Annotated in this window: 9 protein-coding genes; 3 read left to right on the plus strand and 6 right to left on the minus strand. The window is 66.7% G+C overall.

Features of this window, described 5'->3' with window-relative positions; all coding sequences use genetic code 11:
* Positions 1–188: 188 nt before the first annotated feature.
* Together sepH and serC are read right to left on the minus strand one after the other, a co-directional pair.
* Positions 189–1,313, minus strand: coding sequence for a septation protein SepH (gene sepH, locus ACQP2U_RS03340; RefSeq protein ID WP_433713326.1), 1,125 nt, complete (start codon positions 1,311–1,313; stop codon positions 189–191).
* Between the two features lie 369 nt (positions 1,314–1,682).
* Positions 1,683–2,807, minus strand: coding sequence for a phosphoserine transaminase (gene serC / locus ACQP2U_RS03345; protein WP_433713327.1), 1,125 nt, complete (start codon positions 2,805–2,807; stop codon positions 1,683–1,685).
* A 64-nt stretch (positions 2,808–2,871) separates the two neighbouring features.
* On the opposite strand from serC, the gene ACQP2U_RS03350 reads away from it, so the two are divergent.
* Positions 2,872–3,513 (plus strand): hypothetical protein, encoded by a 642-nt coding sequence (locus ACQP2U_RS03350; protein ID WP_433713328.1) that lies wholly within the window; start codon positions 2,872–2,874, stop codon positions 3,511–3,513.
* A 35-nt stretch (positions 3,514–3,548) separates the two neighbouring features.
* Here ACQP2U_RS03350 and ACQP2U_RS03355 read toward each other — a convergent pair whose 3' ends face one another.
* From ACQP2U_RS03355 to ACQP2U_RS03370, 4 genes are all read right to left on the minus strand, one after another.
* The gene (locus ACQP2U_RS03355) at positions 3,549–4,139 is read right to left on the minus strand and encodes a GTP-binding protein (RefSeq protein WP_397030275.1); all 591 of its coding nucleotides are present in this window, start codon (positions 4,137–4,139) and stop codon (positions 3,549–3,551) included.
* Positions 4,136–6,844: an ATP-binding protein gene (locus ACQP2U_RS03360; RefSeq protein ID WP_433713329.1), complete on the minus strand. Its 2,709-nt coding sequence runs from the start codon at positions 6,842–6,844 to the stop codon at positions 4,136–4,138. Before ACQP2U_RS03360 ends, ACQP2U_RS03355 begins: the two co-directional genes overlap by 4 nt.
* 285 nt (positions 6,845–7,129) lie before the next feature.
* Positions 7,130–7,990, minus strand: a complete 861-nt coding sequence (locus tag ACQP2U_RS03365; RefSeq protein ID WP_433713330.1) for a polysaccharide deacetylase family protein — start codon at positions 7,988–7,990, stop codon at positions 7,130–7,132.
* 435 nt (positions 7,991–8,425) lie between these two features.
* Positions 8,426–9,574, minus strand: coding sequence for a citrate synthase 2 (locus ACQP2U_RS03370; RefSeq protein ID WP_433713331.1), 1,149 nt, complete (start codon positions 9,572–9,574; stop codon positions 8,426–8,428).
* A 153-nt stretch (positions 9,575–9,727) separates the two neighbouring features.
* Between ACQP2U_RS03370 and pdxH the strand changes: the two genes are divergently transcribed.
* Complete coding sequence (gene pdxH / locus ACQP2U_RS03375; protein ID WP_397040264.1) at positions 9,728–10,468, plus strand: pyridoxamine 5'-phosphate oxidase; 741 nt, start codon at positions 9,728–9,730, stop codon at positions 10,466–10,468.
* 99 nt (positions 10,469–10,567) lie between these two features.
* Positions 10,568–11,851, plus strand: a complete 1,284-nt coding sequence (locus ACQP2U_RS03380; RefSeq protein ID WP_433713332.1) for an MFS transporter — start codon at positions 10,568–10,570, stop codon at positions 11,849–11,851.
* The last annotated feature ends 64 nt before the right edge of the window (positions 11,852–11,915 follow it).

Below are 11,915 nucleotides of genomic sequence, written 5' to 3' on the forward strand. Positions count from 1 at the left end.
GGCTTTGGGCTGTGCCTCGAGATTGGGGTTGTGCTTGTTGGCCTGGACTGTGCGAAACCGGAGGCCTCGAAAGCTGGGCGGAGCTCGGCGCTCCCGAGACCTTCGGCGTTTGGGACTCGCGGCCAGCCCATGAGAACGCCATCGCTCGCGTAGCCCGTCCCGCGCGAAACCCAGCGCAGGACTGGAACTCAGTGCCCCGAGCTACGCACCCCGAGTAATACGTCCTCCCAGGACGGCATGGGCGCCTTCCCCCGCTTGTTCCGCGCCGTCTTCGCAGGCGCCTTCTTCGCCGCTTCCTCGGAAGCGGCGGGCTTTGCGGCAGACTTCGAGGCCTTGGGGGGCGCGGCGGGCGTGGGCGGGGCGGTGCCCGCACCAGCCGGTGCATCACCGGCGGCAGGAGCCGTACTCGTCCCGGCGGTCACCGCAGCGGAACCGCTCGCGGCCGGAATGGCATTCGTGCTCGCGGCGGCCGGGATCGCGGCCGCGGCACCACCGGTGGCGACCGGCGTACTGCTACCGCCGGCCGCGACGGAACGCTGCTCGTAGTACTCGTCCAATGTCGGCTGGGTCCGTGCCGCCGGACGCGCCGGTGCCGCCGCGGCCTCGCGCGCCGGACGCGCGTCGGCCGGACGGGTTTCCACCGGCCGGGTCTCTACCGGCGGTTCGGGCGCCGCGGCGGCCTCGATCTCCGCCTGGGGCGGCAGGATGGTGGCGAGCCCGCGCAGAGCACGGCCGAAGTCGGGGTCGATCAGATCCGAGGCCGGATCGTCGAGCGGGGAAACCGAGCCGCCGTGCGCATCCGGCTGGTAGCGCCAATGCGCGGCGATCTCGGAACGGCCGTTCTGCCATTGCAATTGCGCGACCCAGAAGCCCTTTTCGTCCTTCCAGGCATCCCACTCGGCATTCTCGAGTGTGTGCCCGCGCTCGGTGAACGCGGCGGTGACGATATCGATCAGGGTTTCCACGGCCGGACCGTCGGCGCGTACCGGATGCGCCTTCTGCGCGAGTTCAGCGGCGCGGGCACGCTCCAGCAGAACCGGATAGGCGAATCGCTCGACGCGACTCAGCGGCATACCGGATTCTTCGGTGACCTGTTCAACGGATGCCCCGGCACGGATACGAGCTTGAATATCGCGGGGACGCATAGTTGCTTCCATCTCGATCTCAATCTGGCCGAATCGGGCAAGGTCTCCGCGTGCGGCGGCTCGAAGCTTGTCGTCGGCGGGCAGCCGGTACTTGTTGCCGGTCTCGGTGTCGATGCACACGATGTGCGTGGAGTCGGGCGTCACCCCGATCACTCGAAGTTCACGCACCGTTACCTCCTTATCGCGTCGGCTCGCGACACCGCCCACTTTCCGAAACAGTAGTGCACTACTGATGATCTCGAGGCAAGACACGCGGGGCGGAAATCTGCGAAAGACCCTCCGCGCCCCGCTAATCTGCTCTATTCGCGTTTTCGGCCGCGCGGGCGCGGCGTGTTCGCGGCCCCCCGGTGTCTCGCCGCCGAGCCGTCGAGACTCGCGCCTACGGCGCATGCGCTTCGACGACTCGGCCGCGAGACGGGCCGCGAACGAGTCGCTCGTAAGACTCGCTCCGCGCTGGTCGATAGTGCGGGTCTCTTACGTCGGATCGTATGTTCGCAGCCCGTTGAGCGGCGTTGTGGTGTGTTGAGCCGTTCGTTGTCAGCCGAGCTTTTCGACGACCCAGTCGATGCTACGCGTCAGCTGGGAAACATCCTCTGGGTCGATGGCGGGGAACATGCCGACGCGCAGTTGGTTGCGGCCGAGCTTGCGGTAGGGCTCGGTGTCCACGATTCCATTGGCGCGCAGCACCTTGGCGACGGCGGCCGCATCGACCGAGTCGGCGAAGTCGATGGTGCCGACGACCTGTGAGCGGTGCGCGGGATCGGCGACGTACGGGGTGGCGAAGGAGCTCGACTCGGCCCAGGAGTACAGCCGCGACGAGGAATCCAGCGTCCGCTTGACCGCCCAGTCCAGCCCGCCGTTGCCGTTGATCCATTCGATCTGGTCGGCGAACAGCAGCAGGGTGCCGAGCGCGGGGGTGTTGTAGGTCTGGTCCTTGGTGCTGTTGTCGATCGCGATCGGCAGCGAAAGGAAGTCCGGCGTCCAGCGACCCGAGGCCTTGATCTCCTCGACCCGGGCGAGCGCGGCCGGGCTCATCAGCGCGACCCACAGCCCACCATCGGATGCGAAGCACTTCTGCGGCGCGAAGTAGTACACATCGGCATCGGTGATGTTGACCGGCAGACCGCCCGCGCCTGAGGTGGCGTCGATGGCGATGAGCGCGTTCTCCGAACCCGCCGGACGCTGCACCGGGATAGAAACACCGGTGGAGGTTTCGTTGTGCGCCCAGCCGATGAGGTCGGCCGAGGGGTCCGAAACCGGCTCCGGCGCACTGCCCGGCTCCGCCGAGACCACGATCGGATCGCCGATGAACGGGTTGCCCTTGGCCACCGCGGCGAACTTCGAACTGAACTCGCCGTTGGTCAGGTGCAGCGAGCGCTCGCGGATCAGGCCGAAGGCGGCGGCATCCCAGAACGCCGTGGTGCCACCGTTGCCGAGCACCACTTCGTAGTCGTCGGGCAGTGCGAAAAGCTCGCGCAGCCCGCTGCGCACGCGCGCGACCACATCCTTGACCGGCTTCTGCCGGTGACTGGTTCCGAACACAGAGGCGCCGACGGATACCAGAGACTGCAACTGCTCCGGGCGCACCTTGGAGGGGCCACAGCCGAACCGTCCGTCGGCGGGCTTGAGATCGTCGGGAATGGTCGGGAACTCAGCGGTCATGGCCAACAGGGTAGACGGTGGTATTGCTGTGACACTGACCACACTCCGGCTAACGTAGTCGCCCATGGACCTTGCGTCGGCTAACTCGGGGTGGAGAGCGCGTAGCGGGGGGCCGCGGAACTTCGGACTGCGCGCGGCGCTTTCGGATTCGCAGCGGCGCGAATTGCTCATGCACGGCGTGATGGGCTCGGCGACCATCCTGGGTGTGCGGCCGCGACGCAGCGAACCCGGACACATTTTCTGGGTTCGAGTGCAGGTAGAAGGCGCGCTACCGTACGAGACCCGGGTACGGCAGCGGATGCGGCCGGACGATCTGGAGTGGATGCAGCCCGGTGACGTGGTCGGCTGCCGGGTCGATCCGGGCGATCGCGACCGCCTGGTGCTCTACGTGCCCGATATCGCCGAGACCGGCCGGGCGAGCATTTCGAAAATCCTCGCCGACGGCCGCCGCGCCGATGCCACCGTGCTCGCCGCCGCACCGGTCGCCGCCGACTACGCCGGTCGCGACGACCCGGTGCTGCGCCTGGATCTCGAACTGCACGCTTGGGACGAGGCGAAACCGTGGCGTGTGCGCCTGATCCAACCGGTGCCGCTGGCCGCGATCGGCCTCGTCGATCTCGGCCAACACCTCGAGGTGGCCTTTTTCACCGTCGACCGCGGCGAATCCGTCGCGGTCGACTGGCTCGCCTCCCTCGACCAGGACTAGCGAGGCGGCGGCTCGATGCCCGAGCCGCCATTTCGCTAACTTTTGGCTTTCACCCTGGCCAGCGCATGTCCGGTCAGTGCGATGAGCGCCGTCTTGGCGGATTCACGATCCCTGGCGTCGATCATCATCACCGGAACATCCTCGGAGAGCGAGAGGGCATCGCGGATGGCCTCCTCGGGGAATTTGGGGGCACCTTCGAATTCGTTGACCGCGACCAGGAACGGTAGTCCGAGTTCTTCGAAATAGTCGACCGCGGCGAAACTTTCGTCCACTCGACGAGTGTCGACCAGCAGGATCGCGCCGATCGCGCCGAGGCTCAGGTCGTCCCACATGAACCAGAACCGGTGCTGGCCCGGGGTGCCGAACAGGTACAACACCAGATCGTCGTTCAGGGTGATCCGGCCGAAATCCATGGCCACCGTGGTGGTGGTCTTGTCCGGGACCGCCGAGGTGTCGTCTATCTCGGAGCTCAGATCGGTCATCAGTGCTTCGGTTTTCAGCGGAACGATATCCGAAACCGCGCCGACCAGCGTAGTTTTGCCGACCCCCATCTCGCCGGCTATCACGATTTTCGCCGAGACCGCGCGGGACGTGGTCTCGGGTGGTGCTTGTTCAGGTGCGGTCATCGAACATCCTCGGCTGCAAGGGGTTTCAACTTACCAGTGGCTCTTCCGTCACGTACCCCCCGCTGATACCGGTTCAATCCTGTGCGGATCGCTTCCGGGTCGCGGCGCGTGCTCGCCGCAGCTTCCGTTGCCGCCGACCCCGACTCGGCCCCACCCGGCACCAACTGATTCCCTGGATCTCGTTTCGGTAGCCCGGACGTTGTCCTTTCCGTGATCGTGACATCGGCCGCCCGCTGTGCCGCGGACCAGCCCTCATCCGCCGCCGAATGCCAATTGGTCGAAACCGGTAGCTCCCCTGTGGTCGGATCAGCCAACCACCCCGACATCATGCCGGCGAAAATCGGCGTCGCCGCCCCCTCGGTGGGCTGCGCGGGTCCCTCGGATGTGGATTCCGCAGAATCCCCCTCCTCGGATAGGAAGAACGAGGTCGTCTTGGCCACCCGCTCCTGCGGCCCGGTCGGGGGACCCGAATCGGCCACGCTAGCGGACGGCGTCGGCGCCGCGGTTGTGCGCGCAGGCTTCGCGGCGGCCCCGCCCGCTTTGCGACGTCCTTTGCGATTTACTCCCGGAACCCGTTTCGGGAGACCATAACTGGTAATCACCGGCGGCGCCGCCGGAGCATCGACATCCGGTTCGGCGGGCTTGGGCGCCGCCGGCGGCGGTGCACCGATCCGACGTGCCGCAGGCTCGGACTTCGGTGCGACCGCCTTGGCTGCGGGCTCGGCGTCCGCGCCCGCCTCGGCCGTCGCCTTGGCAAGACCTCTGCGCGCCTCGGCCGTCGCCTTGGTACCGAGGGTGTCCCGATGCACCGGAATCACCGGCTTCAGCGTCGACGGATCCTTCGAATCCTGCGACGGCACCTCGATCAGTGCGGGCGGAATGTGCAGGCTCGCGGTGATTCCCGGACTGAGCGCCCGATCGTGGGTCCGGCGCAGCCGAACCGTGATGCCGTGCCGCTCGGCGAGCTTGCCGACCACGAACATGCCCATCTGCCGCGTCGTGGCGACGGTGACCGCGGCCGGTGTCGCCAACCGCTGGTTGATCTCGTTCAGTTCGTTGGCCACCATGCCGATGCCCTCATCGACGACCTCGATGAGCAGGCCGCCCTCGGAGGTTCGGCTGTAGGCGAAGGTGACATCGCTATCGGGCGGTGAGGCCCGCAGCGCGTTCTCCAGCATTTCCGCGATCAGATGCACCACATCGGTGGCCGCGATGCCCGCGACCCAACCATCGGGTGTGGCACCGGATTTGACGCGCTGATAGTCCTCGACCTCGGAGACGGCGGCACGGAGAATATCGCGCACCTCGACCGGCCCGGACCGATCGTGCCGTGACCGCGTTCCGGCCAGCACCAGCAGATTGGCGCTATTGCGCCGCATGCGCGCGGCCAGGTGGTCGAGCCGGAAGAGATGGCCGAGCCGCTCGGGATCCTTCTCTTCGAATTCCAGCGCCTCGATCATGCTGAGCTGGCGATCCACCAGCGTCTGGCTGCGCCGTGCCATGGTCTCGAACATGTCGTTGACCTGATCGCGCAGGAGTTGCTGCTGTGCGGCGAGTTTGAGTGCCTGGGTGTGCAAACCATCTACGGTGCGGGCGATTTCGCCGATTTCCTCACCGGTGTGCACCGGCACCGGTTTCACCTCGATGTCCTCGAGTTGGGCGCCGCGCATGATCCGTTCTACCTCGCTCGGGAGGTCCATATCGGCAAGTTCGCTGGCACCCGCCCGCAGCCTGCGTAGCGGTTGCAGCAGCGAGTGCGCGACCCACAGCGCGAGTGCGAGCGCCGCGATCACCGTCCCGAGCACGACCAGGGAGGCCTGCACGGCCGCGGATCGGGCCTCGGCGACCTTGTCGTCGACATCGTGGATGACACCCTGCACGATCTGGCGCGTCAATCCGGTGAAGACATCGCGGGATTCGATGGCCAGCCGCCGCAACTCCACCAGGTCGACGACGTGCGTGCGCATCGCGACATCGATCATGTCCTTGAGCGCGGCGTTATTCGGCCGCAACACCCGATCGAGTTCGGGCTTGGCGGCGGGCATTACCCGTTCGATCGCCTCGCCCATGGCCAGGATACGCCCCTGCGCGGTATGAAAACTCTCGGCCTGAGACGGCTGTTGGATCGCCGATATGGCTGCCATCAGCCAGTTGAAGCCCTCGACCTTGCCGGCCAGCACATCGGAGAGCTGCGCCTTCGCGGCAACGACCGAGCCGACGCCGATCGGGGTGAGCAATTTGTCCACGGTGCCGATGGCATCGGCGACGATCGCGTTGTTGAGTTCGATGGCCTTCACCGGATCGCCGCCGCCCTTACCGCCGGAGCGGATGACCTCGCTGGTCGCGGTCATCTGCTTCAGCGCCCTGGCGACCGCCGCGTCGATGCCCTTGCGTCCGGCGCGCACCGTTGCTTCGGTAATAGCCGTTGACAATTCGACCAGGTCCTGGTCGGTGGCAGTGCCGTAGACCTGCCCACCGGCGACGGTCGAGGCCGCCGATTCGAGGGCGGTGATCGCCGGAATATCGGAGATGCGATCGGCCGCACTGTCGTATTCGGAGTAATCGCGGAAGAACACCGTCAGGCGTAGACCGCCGAGCAAAATGGCCGCGGCCAGCGGAAGTGCAACGGCCGCGCCGACTTTCCAGCGGACTCGCCATTGCTCGAGATTCCGCCATCGAGTGTGCGCGAAGATTCCCTGCGCCACCCTACATACCGCCTTCCGCTCGGATCTGGCCGATCCGGTCACCTCGCGCTGGCGAAATGCCCGGTGCACGGCCGTAATCCGTCTCACCTTTGTTTTTTCGAGCGACCGGCAGGCGGTCGGCTGACGTCGGGACACCGGTCAGCATCGGTACCATACTGGCTCGCCGCCGAGGGTTGCGCGTTATTGGCGCGATCGCGGGGGCGTGCACTCCATACCGTAATAATTGCACCGCGCGGTTCACCGGCACGATCGTGCGTCGAATCCCACTACGGGCGGCAAGGGTGCTCAGAGATGGACAAAGGTGAACCCCGCAGCTCGCAGCGCGGGCAGCGCCGCGGTCATCCCGGCGGCCGTTCCGGAATTCGGCCGGTGCATATGCGCCAGCGAGATCGCACCGGGCGCGGCGGCTTTCATCGCATTCTGAACCTGTGCCGCGGTCGCGGTGGCGCCGTAGTCGGCATTGATGCTGAAGCCGACCGGCCGCTCACCCAATTCGTTGACGATCGCGACCGCGACATCGTCATAGTGCGCGGTACCCGCGCGGAAAAACCGCGGCGGTTTGCCGAGTAGCGTGGTGAGCCGCTCGTGATTGGCCCAGACTTCATCGACGGCCTCCTGCGGCGAGCCGGTGCCCGGGATTTCGTAGGCGGCCCGGCCGGTCACCGAGAGCGGCTTATGTGCCACGCCGTGATTGGCCAGCTCGAACAGCGGATTGGCGGCCAATTGCGTGGCGCGACCGGGATTCGCCTCGATCCAGCGTTTGTTGAGAAACAGCGTGGCCGGAATCTGCTGGGAGACCAGCAGATTCAGTAATGTCTCATCGATATCGTTATTGCCGGGCCCGCCGCACGCGTCGAAGGTAACCGCCATCTGTTTGTCGGTCGCCGCGAAAGTGCTGGTAATGCCGTCCATCGCCATGCCCCACCTGGTCGGCTGCGCACCCGCGTGCCGGGCGGCCACTGCCGCGGGGGAGGTGGCGGCGGGCGTCTGCTGTACCGGGGATCTCGGAATGGCCTGCACGTCAACGGCGTTCGCGGCGGTGGTCGTTCTCGATTGCGCGCCAGTCGTATTGCCCTTATCGGTACTGCAACCAGCGACGAAAGCCGCAGCCGCGGCACCGAATCCGATCAGCCGCCGCCGCGACACATTCCTATCCAGCATTCCCCGTTAACTCTCTCTCACAGCGTCCCCCGGGATGCTACCTGTGTTTTTGGCCGCGCGGGCGCGGCGTGTTCGCGGCCCCCTGGTGTCTCGCGTCCGAGCCGTCGAGACTCGCGCCTGCGGCGCATGCGCTTCGACGGCTCGGACGCGAGACGGGCCGCGAACTCCTCGCTCGTAAGACAGCTCCGTGGTGGTTGGGTTTGGCGGGGCGTTCGGCACTTGGTGCGCACATGTGGGAAGGGTGAGTTCCGTGCCTGTGTCGCATGCGCTTCGACGGCTCGGACGTGAGACGGGCCGCGAACTCCTCGCTCGTAAGACTCGCTCCGCGGTGGTCGATTGGTCGGGCATATCGCTGCAAATAGCCGGCGACCGTGGCGGGCAACGGGTCCCACCACGGCGACCGGCTGAGTAGCTCGTGGGCTACACGTGTGCGACGGCGGACCAGCCGGTGACGTCCTGGGGCTGGCGTGGGCCTGGGCCGGTGTAGATGGCGGCCGGGCGGACCAGCTTGCCGAGCTGCTTCTGCTCCAGGATGTGGGCACACCAACCGGCGGTGCGGCCGCAGGTGAACATCGCGGGCATCATGTGCGCGGGGACCTCGGCGAAGTCGAGGATGACCGCCGCCCAGAATTCGACATTGGTCTCGATGGCGCGGTCCGGACGACGCTCGCGCAGTTCGGCGAGCGCGGCCTGCTCGAGCGCGGCGGCGACCTCGAAGCGGGGGGCGTTCAGGCGTTGCGCGGTGGCACGCAGCACGCGCGCCCGCGGATCCTCGGCCCGGTAGACCCGGTGGCCGAAGCCCATCAGCTTTTCCTTGCGGTCCAGGATGCCCTTGACCAAAGCACGTGCGTCACCGGACTTTTCGACGGCCTCGATCATCGGCAGCACACGCGCCGGCGCACCGCCGTGCAGCGGGCCCGACATCGCGCCGATCGCACCGGACAGTGCCGCGGCGACGTCGGCGCCGGTCGATGCGATAACCCGGGCGGTGAAGGTGGAGGCGTTCATGCCATGCTCGGCCGCGGAAACCCAGTAGGCATCGATCGCCTCGGTGTGCCGTGGATCCGGATCGCCCTTCCAGCGGGTCATGAACCGTTCGGTCACCGTGGTGCACTCGTCGATCTTCTTCTGCGGCACCGCGGGCTGGTAGATGCCGCGCGCGGACTGCGCGACATAGGACAGCGCCATCACCGAGGCGCGCGCCAGATTCTCCCGCGCGGTTTCGTCGTCGATATCCAGCAGCGGCTGGTAGCCCCAGATCGGGGCGAGCATGGCGAGTCCGGCCTGCACGTCGACGCGCACGTCACCGGTGTGCACCGGCAGCGGGAACGGCTCCGCGGGCGGTAGGCCATGCCCGAATTCGCCGTCTACCAGCAGCGCCCATACGTCGCCGAAGGTCACCTGCGAGGCGACCAGGTCCTGGATATCGACGCCGCGGTAACGCAGCGCGCCGCCGTCCTTATCGGGTTCGGCGATATCGGTGGTGAATGCCACCACGCCTTCCAGTCCACTGACGAAATCAGGGGGTACGGCGGTTTGCCCGCTGGGCACCGCATGGCTGGTAGTCATTCTGTGACTCTCCTTGCACTTCGGTTCGTTCCTTGGCGACGACTTGCGGGTCGCTGGAAAAGGCCTGTTCTCGTCGATATGGGTGTGGCTCGCCGAGTACATGCCGATCAACAAAACCTTAGCTCCCTGCTACCGCGGAGTAACGTCTGGCCCATGCGTGACCTGGACAATTCATCTCTCGGTCAGGAAATGGCCGCAAGCGACCGGGTGCTTTTCCCGGCGAGCGATTTGGCAGCAATGCGAGTCGACTACGGCGGCATGCCATTCGGGAGCGGAGAGGACACCGATCTGGATGAAAACTGGCTGGCAGGCGGGTGGGAGCCGCTGCTTCGGCACTGGATCGAACAGGCGACCGCGGTCGGCATTGCCGAGCCCAATGCCATGGTCGTCGCGACTGTCGCACTCACCGATATCGGGCCGCGTCCGGTCGCCAGGACGGTGCTATGTAAAGGCCTCTCGCCGGAAGGTGTGACTTTTTACACGAATTACGACTCGGCAAAGGGCAACCAGTTGGCTGGCGTGCCATTCGCAGCCGCGACCTTTGTCTGGCCCGCACTCGGTCGACAGGTGCATGTGCGCGGGCCGGTCGAGCTGGTATCCGCCGAGACGACCGCGGTCTACTGGCGCTCCCGGCCACGCGATTCGCAGCTGGGCGCCTGGGCCTCGCGCCAGTCCCGGCCGATCGCCTCGCGCGCCGAACTCGATCGCACCCTGGCCGAGACCACCGCTCGCTTCGCCGATGTGGACGAGATCCCGGTGCCGCCGCACTGGGGCGGCTATCTGATCCGCCCCGACGAGGTGGAGTTCTGGCAGGGTCGCCGGGGACGGCTGCACAACCGGATCCGGGTGCGGATCAGCGGCGACACCATGACAGTCGACCGACTACAACCCTAGAAAGCACACCCGGGAACCCCTGGTCGAAGCGCTCCGCGACGCTGAATCGTCGAACCCCAACATTGTTGCGCCATTGACCGACTCATTACGCTGCGGTCGGTGAAACTGCTCGCCGACACCACCCCGCTGCGCTATCCCGAGTTCCGTCGGCTGTGGACCAGCAATATCGTCACCGTCATCGGCTCGCAGTTGGCCGTGGTGGCCGTGCCGCAGCAGATTTTCCAGATCACCGGCAGCTCCGGCTATGTCGGTCTGGCCGGCCTGTTCGGCCTGGTCCCGCTGATCGTGTTCGGTCTGTGGGGCGGCGCGCTTGCCGATGTGATGGATCGGCGCAAACTCATGCTCATCACCAACTGCGGCACCGGTGTGACCGCGGTCGCCTTCTGGGCGCAGGCAGCGGTCGGACTCGACAACGTCTGGATCGTGCTCGGACTTTTCGCCGTGCAGCAGGCGCTGTTCGCGGTGAATCAGCCGACCCGCAGCGCCGCTATACCGCGGTTGCTACCCACCGAACATCTGGCAGCGGCCAGTGCGCTCAGCATGACCGTGCAGCAGACCGGCGCCATCGCCGGACCGGTGCTCGCAGGTGTGCTGATCCCCGTGGTCGGCCTGTCCACCCTGTATCTGATCGACGCGATCGCGCTGCTCGCCACCGTGTGGGCGGTGTGGCGGCTGCCCGCCATCCCACCGACCGGCACCGCGCGCAAGTCCGGATTCCGCACCGTCCTGGACGGTTTCGCCTATCTGGCGACACAGCGCATCCTGCTGGCCTCCTTCGTGGTCGATGTGATCGCCATGGTCTTCGGCATGCCGCGCGCGCTCTACCCACAAATCGCGCACGAGACCTTCGGCGATCCGGCCAGCGGCGGCGTCGCGCTCGGTCTGCTGTTCGCTTCCATGTCGGTCGGCGCGGTGCTGGGTGGCGTGTTCTCCGGTTGGATCTCGCATGTGCGCCGCCAAGGGCTCGCGGTGGTGGTTTGCATCGCGCTGTGGGGACTGGCGATGGTCGGCTTCGGCGTCGCGGTCGGCTGGACCGGGCACGGCCTCGGGCTCGGACCCGGACTGTGGATCGCGTTGGGCTGCTCGGCCTTCGGCGGTGCGGTCGATATGGTTTCGGCCGCGCTGCGCATCGCCATGCTGCAGACGGTCACCACCGACGAGATGCGCGGCCGTTTGCAAGGGGTGTTCATCGTGATCGTCGCGGGTGGCCCGCGCATCGGTGATGTTGCCCACGGTTTTGCGGCGGCGAGCCTGGGTACCGCAGTGGCCGCGGCGGGCGGCGGCGTGCTCGTCGTTATCGGGGTGGTGCTGGCTGCGCTCGTGTTCCCGGCCTTTGTGCGCTATCGCGTTGTCAGGTCGCAGTCGGTGACCGTGCTGGGATGAGTCATAAACCTCACCTGAGCAGAAGTTGTTTGTGAGGTCGGTCGGTGGGCACCCTCGTTCTCGG

Origin of the sequence: Nocardia sp. CA-084685 (assembly GCF_050955785.1) — a bacterium.
GTDB lineage: Bacteria > Actinomycetota > Actinomycetes > Mycobacteriales > Mycobacteriaceae > Nocardia.

Coding starts and splice junctions, on each gene's coding strand:
- ACQP2U_RS03350 (WP_433713328.1), top strand. CDS start 2,872: ATGGACCTTGCGTCGGCTAACTCGGGGTGGAGAGCGCGTAGCGGGGGG.
- ACQP2U_RS03370 (WP_433713331.1), bottom strand. CDS start 9,574: ATGACTACCAGCCATGCGGTGCCCAGCGGGCAAACCGCCGTACCCCCT.
- serC (WP_433713327.1), bottom strand. CDS start 2,807: ATGACCGCTGAGTTCCCGACCATTCCCGACGATCTCAAGCCCGCCGAC.
- pdxH (WP_397040264.1), top strand. CDS start 9,728: ATGCGTGACCTGGACAATTCATCTCTCGGTCAGGAAATGGCCGCAAGC.
- ACQP2U_RS03355 (WP_397030275.1), bottom strand. CDS start 4,139: ATGACCGCACCTGAACAAGCACCACCCGAGACCACGTCCCGCGCGGTC.